This is a genomic window from Acinetobacter sp. YH12045, from assembly GCF_013419925.1.
Taxonomy (GTDB): domain Bacteria; phylum Pseudomonadota; class Gammaproteobacteria; order Pseudomonadales; family Moraxellaceae; genus Acinetobacter; species Acinetobacter amyesii.
The window spans coordinates 77,627-96,461 of the sequence record NZ_VOZE01000009.1; the positions used below are offsets into that span (position 1 = coordinate 77,627).

15 protein-coding genes and 1 pseudogene are annotated in these 18,835 nt (G+C 41.8%); 8 read left to right on the top strand and 8 right to left on the bottom strand.

The window, feature by feature from the left end; translation table 11 throughout:
* Positions 1 to 63 precede the first annotated feature (63 nt).
* Positions 64 to 1,707, top strand: a complete 1,644-nt coding sequence (locus FTU02_RS12270) for a PglL family O-oligosaccharyltransferase (RefSeq protein WP_180049565.1) — start codon at positions 64 to 66, stop codon at positions 1,705 to 1,707.
* 84 nt (positions 1,708 to 1,791) lie between these two features.
* Here the strand turns inward: FTU02_RS12270 and dnaJ are convergent, their stop codons facing one another.
* From dnaJ to FTU02_RS12290, 4 genes are all read right to left on the bottom strand, one after another.
* Positions 1,792 to 2,910 carry a molecular chaperone DnaJ gene (gene dnaJ / locus FTU02_RS12275; RefSeq protein ID WP_111885156.1) on the bottom strand — a complete coding sequence of 373 codons (1,119 nt, stop codon included), beginning with the start codon at positions 2,908 to 2,910 and terminating at the stop codon, positions 1,792 to 1,794.
* 106 nt (positions 2,911 to 3,016) lie between these two features.
* The gene (locus FTU02_RS12280) at positions 3,017 to 3,394 is read right to left on the bottom strand and encodes a hypothetical protein (RefSeq protein WP_078194105.1); all 378 of its coding nucleotides are present in this window, start codon (positions 3,392 to 3,394) and stop codon (positions 3,017 to 3,019) included.
* Positions 3,395 to 3,527: 133 nt separating this feature from the next.
* Positions 3,528 to 6,665 carry an efflux RND transporter permease subunit gene (locus FTU02_RS12285; protein WP_180157332.1) on the bottom strand — a complete coding sequence of 1,046 codons (3,138 nt, stop codon included), beginning with the start codon at positions 6,663 to 6,665 and terminating at the stop codon, positions 3,528 to 3,530.
* The gene (locus FTU02_RS12290) at positions 6,665 to 7,771 is read right to left on the bottom strand and encodes an efflux RND transporter periplasmic adaptor subunit (protein ID WP_180035052.1); all 1,107 of its coding nucleotides are present in this window, start codon (positions 7,769 to 7,771) and stop codon (positions 6,665 to 6,667) included. The genes FTU02_RS12285 and FTU02_RS12290 overlap by 1 nt, the downstream gene beginning before the upstream one ends.
* Before the next feature lie 151 nt (positions 7,772 to 7,922).
* On the opposite strand from FTU02_RS12290, the gene FTU02_RS12295 reads away from it, so the two are divergent.
* The 4 genes from FTU02_RS12295 to FTU02_RS12310 all read left to right on the top strand — a co-directional run bounded on the left by FTU02_RS12295 (position 7,923) and on the right by FTU02_RS12310 (position 14,003).
* On the top strand, positions 7,923 to 8,546 hold the full coding sequence (locus FTU02_RS12295; protein ID WP_180157334.1) for a TetR/AcrR family transcriptional regulator: 624 nt from the start codon (positions 7,923 to 7,925) through the stop codon (positions 8,544 to 8,546).
* A 152-nt stretch (positions 8,547 to 8,698) separates the two neighbouring features.
* Positions 8,699 to 11,383 carry a phosphoenolpyruvate carboxylase gene (gene ppc, locus FTU02_RS12300; RefSeq protein ID WP_180157336.1) on the top strand — a complete coding sequence of 895 codons (2,685 nt, stop codon included), beginning with the start codon at positions 8,699 to 8,701 and terminating at the stop codon, positions 11,381 to 11,383.
* Between the two features lie 297 nt (positions 11,384 to 11,680).
* Entirely contained in the window at positions 11,681 to 12,985 is a 1,305-nt protein-coding gene (locus FTU02_RS12305) for a solute carrier family 23 protein (protein ID WP_180157339.1), read from the top strand.
* Positions 12,986 to 13,100: 115 nt separating this feature from the next.
* Positions 13,101 to 14,003: a LysR family transcriptional regulator gene (locus FTU02_RS12310; protein ID WP_180157341.1), complete on the top strand. Its 903-nt coding sequence runs from the start codon at positions 13,101 to 13,103 to the stop codon at positions 14,001 to 14,003.
* Positions 14,004 to 14,012: 9 nt separating this feature from the next.
* Here the strand turns inward: FTU02_RS12310 and FTU02_RS12315 are convergent, their stop codons facing one another.
* The gene (locus FTU02_RS12315) at positions 14,013 to 14,750 is read right to left on the bottom strand and encodes a sulfite exporter TauE/SafE family protein (RefSeq protein ID WP_180085965.1); all 738 of its coding nucleotides are present in this window, start codon (positions 14,748 to 14,750) and stop codon (positions 14,013 to 14,015) included.
* 379 nt (positions 14,751 to 15,129) lie between these two features.
* On the bottom strand, positions 15,130 to 16,041 hold the full coding sequence (locus tag FTU02_RS12320) for a LysR family transcriptional regulator (RefSeq protein WP_078194112.1): 912 nt from the start codon (positions 16,039 to 16,041) through the stop codon (positions 15,130 to 15,132).
* Between the two features lie 98 nt (positions 16,042 to 16,139).
* On the opposite strand from FTU02_RS12320, the gene FTU02_RS12325 reads away from it, so the two are divergent.
* From FTU02_RS12325 to nadS, 3 genes are all read left to right on the top strand, one after another.
* Positions 16,140 to 16,748 carry an FMN-dependent NADH-azoreductase gene (locus FTU02_RS12325; RefSeq protein ID WP_078194113.1) on the top strand — a complete coding sequence of 203 codons (609 nt, stop codon included), beginning with the start codon at positions 16,140 to 16,142 and terminating at the stop codon, positions 16,746 to 16,748.
* Positions 16,749 to 16,904: 156 nt separating this feature from the next.
* Positions 16,905 to 17,225, top strand: coding sequence for a type II toxin-antitoxin system RelE/ParE family toxin (locus tag FTU02_RS12330; RefSeq protein ID WP_002126330.1), 321 nt, complete (start codon positions 16,905 to 16,907; stop codon positions 17,223 to 17,225).
* Positions 17,218 to 17,490, top strand: a complete 273-nt coding sequence (gene nadS / locus FTU02_RS12335; RefSeq protein WP_180078947.1) for a NadS family protein — start codon at positions 17,218 to 17,220, stop codon at positions 17,488 to 17,490. Before FTU02_RS12330 ends, nadS begins: the two co-directional genes overlap by 8 nt.
* Positions 17,491 to 17,559: 69 nt before the next feature.
* Here the strand turns inward: nadS and FTU02_RS12340 are convergent, their stop codons facing one another.
* Together FTU02_RS12340 and FTU02_RS16475 are read right to left on the bottom strand one after the other, a co-directional pair.
* Complete coding sequence (locus FTU02_RS12340) at positions 17,560 to 18,363, bottom strand: GIY-YIG nuclease family protein (protein WP_257221580.1); 804 nt, start codon at positions 18,361 to 18,363, stop codon at positions 17,560 to 17,562.
* A gap of 27 nt (positions 18,364 to 18,390) precedes the next feature.
* Positions 18,391 to 18,696, bottom strand: a pseudogene (locus FTU02_RS16475) (DUF6508 domain-containing protein); the annotation flags it as partial.
* Positions 18,697 to 18,835: the final 139 nt, after the last annotated feature.

Consider the following 18,835-nt stretch of genomic DNA (forward strand, 5'->3'; position numbering starts at 1 on the left):
TCCCTCACCAAGTTTAGGCATTTTCACGGTATGATAGGCGCGTTCTATTGATCTTGAATATTCATGAAAACCCTATTGTATCTTTGTGCGGCAGTCTGTATTGCACTGGCATGGCTGATTCCGATTCATTACCGACCTTGGGCCACGTATACCGGTGAGCTTTATACCTTTTTTGCCCTGTTTGCCTTAGCGGCAACGTTCTTTAAAGAAAAGCTCATGGTGGCAAAAATTTCCTTGCCCCTGTTGCTCTTAGCGTTGATTCCCTTTGTGCAACTGGCTTTTGGGCAGGTGTATTATTTTAGTATTGCCTTACTCTGTATGCTGTTTGTGTTCAGCTTCTGGCTGTGTATCAATCTTGGTTTTAGCCTCTCACAAGGTACGGAAAAACGCGAAAAAACCTTCCTATACCTGAGCTATACCTTTGTTGCATCTGGGGTCATGACAGGGCTCATCGCAATATGTCAGTGGTTAGATTTCGACTCGTTTCTTCCTTTTGTGATGAAAATTAGTGGAACTACGCGCCCATTTGCAAACTTTGCTCAGCCAAATAACATGGCCACGTTTCTGCTCATGTCCTTGTTAGCCTGCTTATATGTTTATGAACAGCAAAAAGTTAAAACCCGCTATTTGGTCACTTGTGCAATTCCTATTTTAATTGGGGTCGCGCTCAGCCAATCTCGCACCTCTTGGGTGGCAAGTATCTGTGTCCTAGTCTATTTGGCTTATGCACAGTACAAAGATTATATCCGTCTTCGCTGGTTTTACAGCTTGGCCTGGTTTATCGGCTTTGTGGCACTGATTGTATTGATGCCAAAATTAAGTCAAATCATGAGCCAAATATCCGACATGAATATTCAAGAAAGTCGTGACGTAGTCAAACGTGCTGGTGGAGATATGTCTCGTTTAGCCATTTGGCAACAAATGGCGCATGCCGTAGCTGCACAGCCTTGGTTTGGCTATGGTTGGCATCAGACTAGTAGCGCTTTTGTCTCGATCTCTGACACGGTGCAAGGGCCTGTATGGATTCGTAGCTCACACAATTTTATTTTGGATTTCTTATTGTGGAATGGCGCCATTATTGGTGTACCGTTCTTGACCTATTTCGCCTATTGGGGCATCCAATTACAAAAGTTAGCCAAGTCTGCATTATCTGTGATTGGCCTATTGATGGTCGGTGTCTTCATTATTCATGCCATGTTGGAGTTTCCGCAAAACTACGCATATTTCTTACTGCCTGCGGGTTTTATTATCGGGATTCTTCAAGCAGCGAAGCCACAGACGGCTACATTGAGTCTGTCACCATGGTTTATCCGCATTGTTTTCGTGATTGGTGCAGTGCTGATTACGGTGATTTATCGTGATTATGCTAATGCAGCGATTCAGCTGGGCCAGGCATCAAAATATGAAAAAACACCGGAGAAAATCACTAATCATGAGCCGATCTATTTGCTGACGGAATTTAGACATCGGGTGGCGATTATTCGTTTAAATCCGTACTCCATCGTTTCTGAACAAACCATTCAGGATACTGAAAAATTGGTTCGCAGCTATCCAGCGAAATACCACATCATTAAATATGCACGTTTATTGGCCTTTAATGGTCGTGAGGCTGAAGCACGTCATCAGCTACAGCGTCTTAAAAATATCTATAGGCTCGACATGAGCTATGAGAGTTTATTACTACCTATAGCACAGCCGAAACCTTAAAACGCTCATTAAAAAAGCCTGCAATTTTGCAGGCTTTTTTATAGCTAAGTTCAAATCACAGCGAACTCAAGCAAATCATATCAATTAATCAAATAAACGGTCGAAGAATGATTTTTTCTTCGGAGATGATTTATTGTCATCGCCATCCATCGTGTCTTGTAACTCTTTTAACAATTCACGTTGACGAGCCGTTAAATTCACTGGCGTTTCCACCACGATACGGCAGAGTAAGTCACCAGTCATGCTGGTACGTACAGGTTTCACACCTTTACCACGTAAGCGGAACAATTTGCCAGTTTGAGTTCCTTCAGGCACTTTCAAGCTCACACGGCCATCGAGAGTCGGAATTTGAATTTCTTTACCCAATGCAGCATCTGCAATGCTTACAGGCACATCCATATACAGGTCAGCGCCATCACGTTGGAAGATTTCGTGTTCACGTACCACCACTTCTACATATAAGTCGCCTGCTTGGCCATCACGGATCGCCTCGCCTTTGCCACTTAAACGTACGCGGTCGCCATTATCCACACCTGCAGGAATGGTCACTTCTAAAGTTTGCTGACGGTCAGAAACCCCTGAACCATGACATTTATTACATGGGTTCTTAATAATTTTACCTTGACCACGACAGGTGCTACAGGTTTGCTGCACAGAGAAGAAGCCCTGTTGCATACGCACTTGACCTGCACCATGACAAGTTTTACAGGTTTCAACGTCGTTTGGATTTTTAGATCCTTTACCATCACAGGCATCACATGGCGCTGGCGCAGTAAAGGTAATGGTTTTTTTCACGCCCTTCACAGCTTCCTCAAGGGTAAGCTCCATAACATAGCGTAAGTCTGAACCACGGCGTGCACGTTGCTGACCACCACGGCCACCACCGCCAAATGCGCCACCGAATATGTCACCAAACTGACTAAAGATATCTTCTGCGCTAAAACCGCCACCGAAGCCACCGCCGCCGCCCATGCCGCCTTCAAAAGCTTGATGTCCCATACGGTCATACATACTACGTTTTTCGCTGTCCGATAAAACTTCATATGCTTCTGCAGCTTCTTTGAATTTTTCTTCAGCTTCTGGGTTATCTGGATTACGGTCAGGGTGATACTTCATCGCCAACTTACGGTAGGCTTTTTTAATTTCATCATCACTTGCGGTTTTAGATACACCTAAAACCTCATAATAATCACGTTTAGCCATGTCTGGCGATGCTCCTCACGGAATTTAATTTAATACTTAACTGTGGTCTGAAATTGGGGAATCAAACCATTTTTTCAAGGGGTAGGCAGGAAAAAAATAAATCGACTTAGAAAACAGCCTTATTTTTAACGAATTTAGATAGACCTTGGATCCATGCATTTAATAAATACAAAAAGGCAATCGCAGCAAAGACCACACCAATTACTGTGCATGCAGTCACCCAAAGATAGGTGTCCCAATAATAGAAGAATAAAGGAATAAACCACAGTGCGGCAAAAATGGCCATCATGGAATAAATCACAACGGTGCGCATGACCCAAAGCGCTTGGGCTTGGAGCCAAACTTCTGCAGAATCGATTTGAGTCACTTTGCGTGCAAAGCCGTAGGCAAATACACCACTAATCAGGGTAAATAAAGCGAAAAACATGAAGACATAAGAAATCGCAACATAACGGCGATACTTAGCTAAACTCTCTGCTGTCATCTGTGATTCAACCCCGTACACCACAATATGCCGCGCTGCACTTGTGGTTGTTTTACTTTTTAAAAATGTCTTTGTAGATCAGGTGCTACTATAGAGAAAAATTCAATATTTCGCACCCAATATTATGACACTTTTAAGGATTCTGCTGAGTTTTTTTCACTTTAAACCACTGTGCATACAACGCAGGTAAAAAGAACAAGGTCAGCAGGGTCGCCACGATCAATCCGCCCATAATCGCCACGGCCATTGGACCGAAGAAAATACTGCGAGAAAGTGGAATCATCGCCAATACAGCGGCCAATGCAGTCAGCACAATTGGACGGCAACGACGTACAGTCGCATTGATAATCGCATCCCAAGCCGACTCCCCAGACTGAATATCTTGTTCAATCTGATCAATCAATATTAAGGAGTTGCGCATGATCATGCCTGACAGTGCAATCGTGCCGAGCATTGCCACAAAACCAAAGGGTTTATTGAACAATAACAGGAATAACACCACGCCAATAATGCCCAAAGGTGCAGTTAAAAATACGATCATCGCCCGTGACATGCTGCGTAGTTGAATCATCAACAAAGTCATGACAACTGCGAGAAATAATGGCATGCCCGCATTTACAGAAGTTTGACCTCGTGCTGACTCTTCCACAGTGCCGCCTACTTCGAGTAGATAACCATTCGGCATCTCTGCACGTAACTGATCAAATGAATCTTTTAACTCACCCACCACCGTTGCAGGTTGCAATTTACTGCGAATATCCGCGCGCACAGTAATGGTCGGTAAACGGTTACGATGCCAAATCAAACCTTCTTCAAAGCTATACTCAATTTTCGCAATCTGCGCCAATGGTACTGAACCACCATTGCTGGTCGGTACAGCCAAACTGCTGAGCGAACCGACATCCAATCGCTCCGCTTGATCACCACGCATCCGAATTTCAATCAGCTCTCGTTTCTCACGATACTGATTAATCACTGCACCACTGATTGAACTATTCAGGAAGTTCGACAGATCTAGACTGGAAACCCCCATTTGACGTGCGCGATCTTGGTCGATGTCCAGTTTAATGACTTTGCTTGGCTCACCCCAATCCAAATGCACATTGGTGGTGTTCGGATTTTCACTGACTTTTGCAGACACCCGTTGTGCCCACTCACGCACTAAGCTTAGATCTTCACCCGACACGCGGAACTGCAATGGATAACCCACAGGTGGCCCATTTTCTAAAAGTGAAACCCGAGTACGTACTTCAGGTAAGAGCTTACGAATTTCTTCTGCTAATGACTGGCGGATCTCATTGCGATCATCTAAAGATGAAGCCAATACCACAAACTGAGCAAAACTGGCTTGGGGTAACTGCTGATCTAGAGGTAAATAAAACCGCGGCGAACCTGTCCCCACATAAGCCACAAAATTATCAATGCCTTGTTTTTTCGACAAGAACGCTTCGACTTTTTTTACGGCCGCTTCTGTGGCCTTCAGTGAGGCGCCTTCCTCAAGCTTTAAATCCACTAAAATTTCAGCACGGTTTGACGGTGGGAAGAACTGCTGTGGTACGGTTTTAAACATTAAAATCGATAACACAAAAATGCCAACCGTCGCGGCAATCACCGTCTTGCGATAGGTCACACAAGTGTCGACCCAACCACGGAAACGTTGATAAAACGGAGACTGATAAGGATCATGATGTTCGCCGGCATGATGCACCATCGGCTGAGGTTCGGGCTGCTTACGTAAACGTGCCCACAGGCGCTGATACCACGGGGTTTTTTGTACTAAGTCTTTGTTGAAATCGGGTAGTAATTTATCCCCCAGATAGGGAACAAACAGTACTGCTGCAAACCATGACACCACCAATGCAATGGTGACCACTTGGAAAATCGAGCGGGTATATTCGCCTGTGCTCGATGCGGCTGTGGCAATCGGCAAAAAGCCAGCCGCAGTAATCAGTGTGCCTGTCAGCATTGGAAATGCAGTGGTCCGCCATGCATGTCCGGCGGCTTGTAACCGGCTATAGCCCTGCTCCATTTTGATCGCCATCATTTCGACGGCAATAATCGCATCATCCACCAATAAACCGAGTGCGAGAATCAATGCCCCCAAAGAAATCTTGTGCAACCCAACATCAAACATCTGCATGCCAGCAAAAGTCATGGCCAAGACCAATGGAATGGAAAATGCCACAACCAATCCCGTACGGAAACCCAAGGAGAAGAAGCTCACCAATAGGACGATAATCACCGCCTCAGCGAGGACTTTCATAAACTCATTGACGCTGCGCTTCACGGCTACAGGCTGATCAGAAACTTTTTTCAGTTCCATACCCAAGGGCAAAGTTTTTTGCAAGCGGGCAAATTCTGTTTCTAGGTTTTTACCCAAAGCCAGAATGTTGCCACCTTTACGCATCGACACGGCAATGCCTAAACCATTTTCGCCCATAAAACGCATACGCGGCTGTGGTGGATCACTAAAGCCACGATGTACATCAGCCACATCACCCAATTGAATCGTTCGACCATTCACCAATAAGGGCATCTGACGCAGTTCATCAATGTTTTGTAAATTGCCGCTGACACGCACTTGAATCCGGTCTGAATTGGTTTCAAAAAAGCCGGCACTGGCAACTGTGTTTTGCTGCTGCAAGGCTTGTTGAATCGCCGTCACGGGTATGCCCATTTGTGTGGCTTTGGTGTTGGAAATTTCAATCCAAACTTTTTGATCTTGTAGACCAATTAAATCCACTTTCGCAACGTCTTTGACCCGTTGTAACTGGAGCTGTAAACGGTCGGCATATTCCTTCATGATGGCATAGTCAAAGTCTTTGCCGGTCAGCACATAGATATTACCAAAGGTGTCACCAAACTCATCATTAAAGAAAGGACCTTGCACCCCAGATGGCAATTGATGGCGAATATCATTGACCTTTTTACGCACGGTGTACCAAACATCGGGGACTTGCTGCGAACGTAAACTGTCCTTGGCCACAAAGGTCACCATGGATTCACCCGGACGTGAATACGCCATGATGCGTTCATACTGCCCCGTGGTCATCAGTTCTTTTTCAATTCGATCGGTGACCTGCATTGATACTTCTTTGGCTGTTGCACCAGGCCAATAGGTTTGAATCACCATGACTTTAAAGGTAAATGGCGGGTCTTCACTCTGCGACAATTTGGAATAAGAAAATATCCCAACGATGCCCAGTAGAATCATAAAATAAAGGATTAAGCCTTTATTTTTTAGTGCCCACTCAGACAAGTTAAAATTCATTATTTAACTCCTGCCTGAATGTGTACCGCTCGATTTTCACGATCAACAGGTTGTATTTTTTGTTTTTCGCGGAGCAAATGCACGCCGCCAACCACCACAAAATCCCCTGCTTGCAGACCACTAAGTACGGGCACGCTGTCACGTCCGTATTCGCCTAAAGTTACTGGAACTTTACGTACCGTATTATCTGCATTGACCACCATCACATACGCCTGCTGACCACTCGCAGACACACTCGATAACGGCACATGCAAAACATTCTGCTGTGCTTTGGTTAAAAATACCCGTGCACTTTGCCCCAGTTGAATGGCACTATTGCCTTCACGTAATGCCACTTTGACACTATAAGTACGAGACTGATCGGCAGCAGGACTAATTTCACGTACATAGCCTGCAAATTTTTCCTGTGGTTTCGACCACAAGGTGACCCATGCATCCTGCCCCGTTTTAATTTCAGCAACCGCTTGTTCAGGCACACCAATGACCACTTCACGTTCACCTGCAATCGCCAATTGAAATGCCGGTTGTCCTGCTGCAATCACTTGACCAATCTCAATATTACGCTCAGTAATGACCCCATTTTTATTGGCAATTAATTGGTTATAACCGGTCTGATTACGACTCACATCATAATTTGATTGGGCTTGCTTTAAGTTCGACTGTGCCGCTTTATATTGGTTTTCCACCGCATCGTACTGCGAACGACTCACAGCATTGACTGGCAATAATTGCTTAAAGCGTTTTAGTTCATCTTCAGCAATCTGTGCAGCGGAACGCGCACTTTCAAGCTGTGCTTGTGCTGCATTCAGTTGCAACTGTGCATCTTTGATGTCTAATTTTGCCAAGACTTGCCCGACTCGGACTTGGTCTCCAACATCGACATAGCGCTCAGTGATTTGGCCGCCAACCCGAAAAGCTAAAGCTGTTTGCTGGCGTGCTTGTACATCGCCCGCATAACTTTTTTGTTCAAAATGTGTGGCGCCCGGCTGAGTCACCATCACAAATGGCACTTCCTGTTCCGTTTGGGCTTTATCCTTGCTGCATCCCCATAAGGTCACACTGCAAACGATAATCATGCTGACAACTGTGGTCTTAATCGTACTCATGAAGTTCGCTCTTAATAAAAAGTCTTTTTTAGGGCAGAATATTATTCAATTAATTTGGTTATTTTTTAATTAATAAACCATGCGGTACATTAATTAGATTAATTATCCTAAATCAATGACCTTTTCGCCTTTTTTGGAATTTTTTCAGCAAATGAATGTCGGCCGCCCGAAAGACTTAGAAAAACGACAACGGATTTTAGAGTCTGCAAAACAATTATTTTTAGAAATGGGCTATCACGGTTGCAGCATGAATCAGATTGCGCAACATGCAGGGGTCACCAAACTGACGGTCTATAACCATTTTCAGGACAAAGCCACTTTATTTACCAGTGCAATTGAAGATACCTGTGAATATATTTTGAACACCCGCCCGCGACATCTGCACAGCGAAAGTCATTTTATGCAGGCTTTCGTTGAAATTTGTGAGTTGGGACTGAACATCATGAATTTGCCAGAAGCCATTAAACTGGACTTATTACTTTTGGAGTTGGCTGCCGAACACAGTCCTTTGGTCGAACAGTTTTTCCGTGCCTCACATTTGAAAATGCGCCGAGTCTGGGAGAATTTCTTTCAAGACGCAGCGGCTTTAAATTTCATTCAGCAGGATAATCCTGCCAGACAAACTGAACTGATTGTGTCGCTACTGATGGGCCTACGCCATCAAGAAGTCTTATTGGGCATGCGCCCAGTACCTGAAGCAGCAGAGCGACAGGCCATTATTCACTCTGCCATCGACATCTTTATGTTGAAATATCAACTCGGCACGCAGAGCTAAGCATTTTCTGAAATATTTCAACGCTAAACTGAAACAAATGGCATAGCTATTGCTCATTTAGCTAGAAAAGTCATCCGACTTTTGTCTGTACCCCCTTTTGCCATGGCACTTTCGGGGTATAGTCGAGACAGGAATACGCGGAGAAATAACAAATGATTCAACAAATTGATGCTCCATTACGTGAAGACGTGCGCTTACTGGGCAATTTATTAGGTGAAACCCTAAAGCAGCATGCAGGACAAGATTTGTTTAATCAGGTAGAGCAAATTCGTGCTTTGTCTAAAGGCGCGCGAGATGGACAAGTTGAAGCTGAAAAACAGTTAGAACAATTATTTTTAAATTTAAAAGATGAAGAAATTTTGCCACTGACCCGTGCATTTACGCACTTTCTCAACTTTGCCAATATTGCCGAACAGTACAATGTGGTGCGCAGCCGTCGCCAAAGTGAGTTTGATGAGCAAGCACCTTCACCGAATCCACTCGATCATTTATTTGAAAAATTTAAAAGCAATAACATCAGTGCGGAACAACTGTTCCAACAAATTTGTGAATTAAAAATTGAATTGGTCCTGACTGCACATCCAACTGAAGTTAGCCGCCGTACCTTGATCCAAAAATATGATGGGATTAATGATTGCCTGTTTAAAATGGATCAACAAAAACTTACGCCACGTGAACGCAAAGCCGTACTGGATGATTTAAAACAACTGATTTGCTCGGCATGGCAAACGGATGAAATTCGTCAACATCGCCCGACGCCTGTCGACGAAGCTAAATGGGGCTTCACGACCATTGAACAGACCTTGTGGAATGCTGTACCCAAATTCATGCGTGAATTGGATGGCATGGTTCAAGATCATTGTGGCAAGACCTTGCCTTTAAATGTTGCCCCTGTGCGCTTTGCGTCATGGATGGGCGGTGACCGTGATGGTAACCCAAACGTCACCCATAATATTACTCAAGAGGTGCTGTGGCTTTCACGTTGGAAAGCTGCCGACCTGTATTTACGCGATATCGAAGACCTGCGTTGGGAACTTTCGATTCAGGAGTGCAGTAAAGAACTCAGTGATGCTTTGGGGCATTTTCACCCTGAGCCGTATCGCGAATATCTCCGTGATGCGCGGGAACGCCTCAAAGCCACTCGTCACTGGTTGGCACTAAAACTCCGTGGTGAAGATGCTGACGATAGCCAAGTCATTAAAAGCCGCCATGAGCTGCTCGATCCACTATTGGTTTGCTACCGTTCACTGATTGACAGCGGTTTACCTGAAATTGCCAATGGTCAGTTACTCGACTTTATTCATCGGGTGAATTGTTTCGGTATCGAATTACTCAAACTCGATATTCGTCAGGAGTCGACTCGTCATCGCCAAGCCATTTCTGCCATTACGGAATATTTAGGTTTAGGCAATTTTGAAACATGGACGGAGCAAGCCCGTCAAAACTTCTTGATTCAGGAACTACAAAGCAAACGTCCACTGCTACCGAAGTTTTTAAATGAACCGAAACAAAGCCTGATTGAACATCCGGATGTACAAGAAGTCTTTGCGACCATGCGCACTTTGGCAGAACAGCCACCTGAAAGTTTAGGGGCTTATATTATTTCCATGGCAGAACATCCGAGTGATGTCTTGGCCGTATTGTTACTGCAAAAAGAAGCCGGCATCAAACAAGCGCTACGTGTCGTGCCACTGTTTGAAACCTTAAAAGATTTGGATGGTGCAGCCCGTACCATGAATACCCTATTTAATATGCATTGGTATAAGCAGCATATTCAGGGTAAACACGAGGTGATGATTGGCTATTCAGACTCAGCCAAAGATGCGGGCTTTATGTCGGCAAACTGGGCGCAGTATCGTGCACAGGAAGAATTAACCGCAGTTGCGAAAAAACATGATGTACAACTGACATTATTCCATGGCCGTGGCGGTTCAATCAGCCGTGGTGGTGCGCCGACACAGCAAGCGCTGTTTTCACAGCCACCGGGTTCGATTTCAGGAGCGATCCGTGTCACAGAACAAGGGGAAATGATTCGCTTCAAGTTTGGATTAGAAGGCATTGCCTTACAAAACTTAGAAATTTACACCGCAGCGACCTTAGAAGCGACCTTATTACCACCGCCTGAACCGAAACAGGAATGGCGTCAGCTCATGCACAGCATGACGGATCTGTCGGTACAGGTGTATCGTCAAACCGTGCGTGAAAATCCGCATTTTGTAAAATATCTACGGACTGTGACACCAGAACTTGAACTGCAAATGTTACCGCTTGGCTCACGCCCAGCCAAACGTAAAGTTAGCGGTGGAATTGAGTCATTACGTGCGATTCCTTGGGTGTTCGCATGGACGCAAATCCGTTTGATGTTACCTGCTTGGCTCGGTACAGGTGCTGCGATTAATCAAGTGATTGATCAGGGTCAAAAAGCAACCTTAGAAGAAATGCTACAACAGTGGCCTTATTTCCAAACGTTAATTGATATGTTGGAAATGGTCTTGTCCAAAGCCGATGGTCATGTGGCGCTGTATTATGAGTCTCATCTGACTGATGACTCAGACCTCAAACAATTGGGCGAAGAGTTGCGTCAGCGCTTACGTGATGCGGTACAAACGCTATTAGCACTCAAAGGTGAATCAAAATTACTCAGCAGTAACGATGTGCTAGACCAATCCATGAAGGTGCGTAAACCTTATTTATTGCCACTACATTTACTGCAAGCCGAGCTAATGAAACGCCGCCGCGCTTACCTTGCCGAGCGTCAGGCTGAAAATACCCCAGTCGACCATGCGTTGATGGTCAGCATCGCGGGTATTGCGGCAGGGTTGCGTAACACTGGCTAAATCTTCCAAGTTTTCAAAAAGCACACAGAACTGTGTGCTTTTTTTTTGACCATTCATATTGGTTTTAATTTATTTTGGAATATATAAAATAAGAAAAATTTATGAAGTATTGACTCTTATCCTATTGGATTAATTGCATGATTTAATGCCTTTTTTACACCTTTAAAACTTTTACCATTTGGTAAATTTACATGTAAAGTCATGTAATTAGTTTGAACAAAATATTTTTAAAAGAGATTAAATCTTCTAAAAAACAAGAGTATGATGTGCACAATTTATCTATTGAGTGCTCATTTTATGTCCAATTGGTTTCCCAAATGGCGCCCGTACGAAGGCAATATTGATGCACGTCCTGTAGGTACAAATGAGTACCTACCTCCTGTGCAAAGTGTTGTATTGGGGATACAACATGCCTTTGCAATGTTTGGTGCAACGGTCCTTGCGCCATTTTTGATGGGCTTTGATGCCAACCTTGCGATTTTAATGTCGGGGATCTGTACCATCCTGTTCTTCTTTATGACAGGTGGTCGTGTACCAAGTTATTTAGGTTCTAGCTTTGCCTTTATTGGTGTGGTCATTGCCGCAACAGGTTATGCTGCATCAGGAACTGGCGCGCCCAATGCCAATATTGCATTGGCTGCGGGTGGGATTATGGCCTGCGGTATTTTATATGCCATTTTTGGTTTTATCGTGATGGCAACGGGTACCCGTTGGATTGAAAAACTCATGCCACCTGTCGTTACAGGTGCAGTGGTGATGATCATTGGTCTCAACCTTGCCCCAGTGACCATTAAAGGGGTTGCCGGTAATAACTTTAATATGTGGATGGCATTAGTCACTGTACTATGTATGGGCTCGATTGCGGTGTTCACGAAGGGCTTATTACAACGCTTATTGCTATTGGTCGGTCTATTACTGGCATATTTGGTGTATTACATCATTTCCAATGTCATGGGTCATGGCACGCCAATCAATTTCGTTCCCGTACAAGAAGCCGCTTGGTTTGGTGTTCCTCAATTCCATTCGCCTGTTTTTGATTTCAATGCCATGCTGATCATTGCACCGATTGCGTTGATTTTGGTTGCAGAAAACCTTGGGCACATCAAAGCTGTGGGCGCGATGACAGGTGAAAACCTCGATCCGCACATTGGTAAAGCCTTCGTTGCAGATGGTGTTGCAACCACACTTTCAGGCGGTGTCGGCGGTCCGGGTATGACCACTTATGGCGAAAATATTGGTGTGATGGCAGTAACGCGTGTTTACTCGACCATCGTGTTTGTATTTGCAGGTGTATTCGCCATCTTCCTTGGTCTTTCTCCAAAGTTTGGTGCGATTATTCATACCATTCCGCAAGCCATTTTGACAGGTGCATCGATTGTTGTATTTGGTCTAATTACCATTGCAGGTGCGAAAATTTGGATTGAAAACAAAGTCGATTTCTCAAAAAATAAAAACCTGATGGTGGCAGCAGTCACGATTATTTTAGGTACAGGTGACTTTGCACTTCAATTCGGTAACTTCAACTTAGGTGGTATTGGTACTGCTACATTTGCAGCGCTAATTTTGAATTGGTTCTTTAGCTTGGGCGATAAATCAGAATAAGCCTCCAAAGCATTTAAAAAAGAATACAACATTCATTTGAAAAGCGGCCGAAAGGTCGCTTTTTTTTATAGCTGCTCTTTCGGTAAGATAAGGCATTAGCCAAGGAATACACCCTATGCGACTGGATTTGTTCGACCTTCAATTGGTGCTGCACATTGTAGACAGCGGCAGTCTGACCAAAGGCGCTGCTCGTTCTGCCATCTCGCTACAAGCAGCCAGTGAACGGATTAAAAAACTCGAACAGCATTACCGCACAGCCCTGTTCACTCGCCAAGCCAAAGGGGTCAAACTGACCCTTGCCGGTCAAACCTTGGTTGAACATGCGCAGCGCATCTTAGGTGAGGGGCAACAATTAGAACACGCGATGCTGCCCTTTGCCCATGGGCTAAGTTCCAATATGACCTTATGGTGTAATTCATCTGCACAAAGTGAATATTTACCGGTCTTGTTACCACGTTATTTACTGGAAAATCCCAACACACAAATTGAGCTGCATGAAGCCGAGTCTAAAGACATCATTGCAGCGATAGAGCAAGGTAATGCACAACTAGGCTTAATTTCAGGTTTCTTTAAATCCGAACAACTACAGACACTTGAGTTTGCCGATGATCCTTTGGTACTGATTTGTCCTATAACCCATGAATTGGCCACCACACCTAGCGTCAAACCCGCAGAGATTTTGCATTATCCTTTTGTCGGTTTGATGCAATATCATTCCTTGCAACAATCGATCGAGGCTCAAGCCAAATTATTCGGCTGTGAAATTCATTATCGGCTGCGGTTGCCGAACTTTGCCGCGATCGCGCAAGTGGTGGCGAATGGTGTGGGCATTGCCATCATGCCAAAACGTGCGGCCCAACGATTACTCAATTTGTATGCCTTTGCACAAGTTGAGCTCAGCGGTGAATGGGCCAATCGAAAACTGCTCCTCACCGCACGTAATTTTGATGATTTACCCTTAAATTATCAGCATTTCAGTCAGTTTCTACTGTCACAAAAATCTGCTTTGGATAGCTAAGTCTAGTCTTTAAATTACGCCAAACTGGTGCAGCATCATATAGCTACCAAGGGCAATCAATCCGATAAAAAACACCTTACGGAATTTTTGTTCTGGAATGCGGTAACGTATTTTTTTCCCTGCCCACATACCAATGAGCGCAGGAACCAGTGCCATAGCTGACATGGCATAATCAATCGGGAGATCTTCCACAGGATTTTGCTGTAAGAACACTGCCAAACAAATGGTTGACGTGGTAAAGGCCAAACCGAGTGACTGTACAAGATCATCGCGTTTGAGCTGTAAACCTTGCAAATATGGCACCACAGGAATCACCACTACACCTGTGGCTACAGTCAGTGCTCCACCGAGATAACCGATCATTGGAGATAGCCATTTTTCATGTGGTGCAAAGTTCGGCAAGCTTTTCGCACAAAGCCCATACAGTCCGTATAGTGCCAACATGCCCCCCAGTAAAGCTTCACTTTTAAATTCACCATGTCCTAAAGTTGGAAAAATACTCCAAATTGAACCGACGATAATCCCAAGTAACAAGGGCCAAAAGCGTTGAATGAGGCGCAGCACCTGCCCTTCGGCAAATAGTTGCCAAAAGTTGGTGACCATAGATGGAATGATCAATAACGTGGCTGCCTGAAATGGACTGATCACCATGGTGAGTAAGCCCATCGATACCGCAGGCAGGCCTAACCCAATCGTGCCTTTAATTAGACCTGCGATTGCAAAAACTGTGATGACGAACCAAATCATGGCGAAACTCGCTGAAAAATTGGCTCTATGCTATGCAATTCAGGCACTTTGAAAAATCAGTGTTTTTGGAATAGAGCCTCAATGAAAAATTGAGGCTAGGTTATAGCATCTAAAACAGATAGCGTAGATGGGCTAAACAAACTCTTCTGATTTTGAATAAGTTATAAGCGTATTGGTGGAATAGTGATATAAAAACCGTTCCAATATGCTGTTTACTGGAACGATTTTCAATAAAATATTGATACTTATAGGAAAATTTCAAGAATTTCGTATAAGGTGTATTATGTTAATTTTAGGAAAGCTTAATAAATCCGTGTTTAAAAATTAAACTAGAAAGATTTTGTATTACTATCAATTTAGAATTCCTCTCTTATAAATCTTATTTAATGACGCTATCTTTTTGTATTGATGAAGCTATTTTATCAATGGTAGTACGAACACGTATTGGTAAGAAATTTGATCTTTTCCATACAATTTGAATAGGATAGTTAGTACTTGAATAGTTAGTAAGTAGGTGTATTAATTGACCACTTTGTATATATTCTTGAATCAACCAGGAAGGTAACCAACCAATTCCTCCATGCATTAGTACATAATCTAATATGCTTTTTATGTCATCCATTTGAACTTTATTTTTTGGCAAATATTTCATAGTTTTATGATGAGAACTTTGAAATATCCACTTTTCAAGCTGCCCATTTTTCAAATATCCAATAGTCTGATGGTTATCTAAATCTTTGATGCTCTCAGGAACCTGGTATCTTTTTAAATATTCAGGTGTGGCACAGAGCCACATTGCATGCTCAGAAATCTTTTTAACCATTAATTGACTATTATCTTCTAAATTACCAATTCTTATCACTAGGTCATAATTATCTTCAATTAAATCAATATAACGATCATTAAAAGAAAGAACCATATTCAAATTTTGATGTTCATCTGCTAAGTCTCTTAATATCGGAACTATGAACTTTTGTCCAAATAATACAGGCATAGAGATACGTATCATTCCCTGAATATTTTGATTATTACTTTCAAATAATGTCTCAGCTATTAATAATTCTTGTACAGCCCGCTGGCTATGTTCATAGAAAATACTACCTTCTTCTGTGAGAGCTAAATGACGTGTATCTCTGTTAAAAAGTACTACTCCGAGCTGTACCTCAAGCTTTGAAATCATCTTACTGACAGCGGAACGAGTCAGATGTAATTTTTCTGATGCTTTAGTAAAACTTCCTTGTTCAACAACACTAATAAATGCCATCAAACTTTTCAGATCATTAACACGCATATTAGTTCCAATTGGGAATCAATGAGTTGATTTATTATCACTTTTGTATCCAATTTATCAATGATAATCTAATTAAAATTCATATTAGGAACCTTACTATGAACAGAATTTTAGTTATAAAATCTAGTTTTATGCAGGAAAAATCTCTAAGTAATCAGCTCATTAATAAATATTTATATAGACGTAAGCAAAGTGGTTATGTTGACCAAATAATTGAACATGATCTAGGAGCTATGAACTTACCAGTATTAAACTTAGAGATATTTAATGCCTTACGTGGAGAGGCGAATGAAAAACCTGAGGTAAAAGCAGCAGTAGCTCTCTCTGATCAATTTATTCAAGAGCTGAAAGATTGTGATCTATTATTGATTGCAGCACCAATGTATAACTTAAATGTACCAACCCAATTAAAAAACTGGTTCGACTTAATTGCACGAGCACGAGTAACTTTTCAATATACAGAAACCGCACCCGTAGGATTAATTAAAGGTGTTAAATCAATTATCTTTAGTTCACGTGGTGGTTTTCATCAAGATCTTCCAACAGATGCTGTTACAGCATATTTAATAGCAGTATTAGGATTAATTGGTATTGATAAGGTAGATTTTATATATGCTGAAGGCACTGATATTAAACCATTAGGGAAATCTAAAGCACTTGAATTAGCTTCACAGCAAATTGCTTTACAAACGAACGTAGGATTGTAAGTATATTCTTCCTTATGGCAATGAAATTATAATTTTCTATTGTTCTAAGGTTCCTATTTAACATAATGGCGGTTATACGAAACGAGAGCAGCAGCTCTCGTTTTTTGATGTGGAAACTGCTAGAATACTTGTACGCCATTGACGTACACAGAATCTATGTTATTCATTGAAACCAGTATCTTTACCAAGCAAATCAAAGACCTTGTATCTGATGAGGAATATCGTCAACTTCAACAAGATCTATTGGTTCAGCCAGATAAAGGTGACTTAATCAAGAATGGCGGTGGCATTCGAAAAGTACGTTGTGCTCAAGGTAATAAAGGCAAAAGTGGCGGTATCAGAGTAATTTACTATTGGGTAAATGAGGATGATCAAATCTTTTTCTTGGTGGCTTATCCAAAATCTGTAAAAGATAATCTAACGGATAAAGAAACCGCCATTCTGCGCCAACTCGTGAAGGAGCAATTTCATGGATAACAACTTATTTGATGACTTAGTTGCTTCGATTAAAGAAGCAGGAGCAATCAAGCGCAAAGAGATCCAAGCTAGTCGAACGACCGAACTTGAATTACCAGATATTAAGGAAGTGCGAGAAAAAACTGGTTTAAGTCAAAGCGAATTTGCAGCACGTCTCCACATTAGCCATCGTACTCTGCAAAACTGGGAACAAGGCCGACGCTATCCAACAGGACCAGCTGCAACATTGATTCGAATTTTAGATACACATCCTAATCTTATTTAAAAAATTCATTAAAAATGGGAGCTTAGCTCCCATTTTTTGACTTCGTATAACGTGTATTATTTTAATTTTCTAATTAGAATTGTAACCAAATTTCCTTGTTAATAACGTATCTTTCCACCAATTCTCTCTACCTAATATAACTTTATCATCTGTTGTCGATTTAAAAATATCTAATATCGAATATCTAAAGTTACTTTCAATGTGTTCCTTCGAAAGCTGCTTTAGTTGAACATTCCCACCATGTCTACTTTTAACATAATTTTGCCATCTATTAAGCAACATATTCTCAGCATATGCCGAACCAACATACTTTTTCCCATTCAAAATATCAGTGATTAAATACACTGCTTTTTGATTTTGTAGTGCAGTCTTCCACGACTCTTTATCAATTACTCGTGTTAATTCTTGCCATGAGACATTCACACTTTCATATCCAGAGAAAAGATCATTATCAAAAACATCAGGCAATATTTGATGAATTTCACAATCATTAATGATCGTTAGAGCATTCCGTATTAGTGTCTGTGATGAATTTTTATACTTAACAATAATTCGTCCAAAATACTTACGATATTGTTCTAAAACCTCAAACTCATAGCCTACATCATTGAACTTATTCAGATCCTTTGTAATTTTCCCAACATGAATCAATAACCATAAATCTTCATTTGGTTTGATTCGGATAAGCCCTATAGTTGTTTGACCATCTTTATATGATTTTTTGGAACTATAGTTCCAATAATGCCCCTTCAGAATCTCATCCATATTCCCATCTTTAAATACTTCTATTGGATTCCAATTTCCACCAAACATAACATTCAGTCTAATTTTTACATTATCTAAGTTTTTGATTTGTAAAATATCATTTAACATGACTTTATGCTTTGTATTCACTAATACAGCTAATTTTTCTAATGCCACTAAAACTAATCCTGAACGTAAACTATGAGAGAGAGTACCCTCTATAAAACGTTCATTACGAATAACCGAAGTTAAAAAAGCTAGGATTTTATTTTGATCAAAAGTAGCGATTATATCTTCACTTATCTTTACGTATTTTGATAAAACTTCTTGATAATTGAAAACCATCTTATCTTTCATTGCTTCAATGAAACGACTTTCAATTTTTTCTATAGGTAAGCTCTGATCTAATTTTAACTCTTCTAAATCACTTATTAATTGCAATAAAGATGTATATGTAGTCATAATCGTTTTTTCAATGTAACTAATTTTTAATAATTTATAATAAAAACAACAATATATAAGTTCAATTAATAGCCAAAACTTACATATACGTCAGAATATGTCGTTATTCATAAGATGGATTACACTTCCCCCATTTAAC

Bases quoted from the DNA above. Each gene is read 5' to 3' on its own strand.
- FTU02_RS12270 (WP_180049565.1), top strand. From the start codon at position 64: ATGAAAACCCTATTGTATCTTTGTGCGGCAGTCTGTATTGCACTGGCA.
- dnaJ (WP_111885156.1), bottom strand. From the start codon at position 2,910: ATGGCTAAACGTGATTATTATGAGGTTTTAGGTGTATCTAAAACCGCA.
- FTU02_RS12280 (WP_078194105.1), bottom strand. From the start codon at position 3,394: ATGACAGCAGAGAGTTTAGCTAAGTATCGCCGTTATGTTGCGATTTCT.
- FTU02_RS12285 (WP_180157332.1), bottom strand. From the start codon at position 6,665: ATGAATTTTAACTTGTCTGAGTGGGCACTAAAAAATAAAGGCTTAATC.
- FTU02_RS12290 (WP_180035052.1), bottom strand. From the start codon at position 7,771: ATGAGTACGATTAAGACCACAGTTGTCAGCATGATTATCGTTTGCAGT.
- FTU02_RS12295 (WP_180157334.1), top strand. From the start codon at position 7,923: ATGAATGTCGGCCGCCCGAAAGACTTAGAAAAACGACAACGGATTTTA.
- ppc (WP_180157336.1), top strand. From the start codon at position 8,699: ATGATTCAACAAATTGATGCTCCATTACGTGAAGACGTGCGCTTACTG.
- FTU02_RS12305 (WP_180157339.1), top strand. From the start codon at position 11,681: ATGTCCAATTGGTTTCCCAAATGGCGCCCGTACGAAGGCAATATTGAT.
- FTU02_RS12310 (WP_180157341.1), top strand. From the start codon at position 13,101: ATGCGACTGGATTTGTTCGACCTTCAATTGGTGCTGCACATTGTAGAC.
- FTU02_RS12315 (WP_180085965.1), bottom strand. From the start codon at position 14,750: ATGATTTGGTTCGTCATCACAGTTTTTGCAATCGCAGGTCTAATTAAA.
- FTU02_RS12320 (WP_078194112.1), bottom strand. From the start codon at position 16,041: ATGCGTGTTAATGATCTGAAAAGTTTGATGGCATTTATTAGTGTTGTT.
- FTU02_RS12325 (WP_078194113.1), top strand. From the start codon at position 16,140: ATGAACAGAATTTTAGTTATAAAATCTAGTTTTATGCAGGAAAAATCT.
- FTU02_RS12330 (WP_002126330.1), top strand. From the start codon at position 16,905: ATGTTATTCATTGAAACCAGTATCTTTACCAAGCAAATCAAAGACCTT.
- nadS (WP_180078947.1), top strand. From the start codon at position 17,218: ATGGATAACAACTTATTTGATGACTTAGTTGCTTCGATTAAAGAAGCA.
- FTU02_RS12340 (WP_257221580.1), bottom strand. From the start codon at position 18,363: ATGTTAAATGATATTTTACAAATCAAAAACTTAGATAATGTAAAAATT.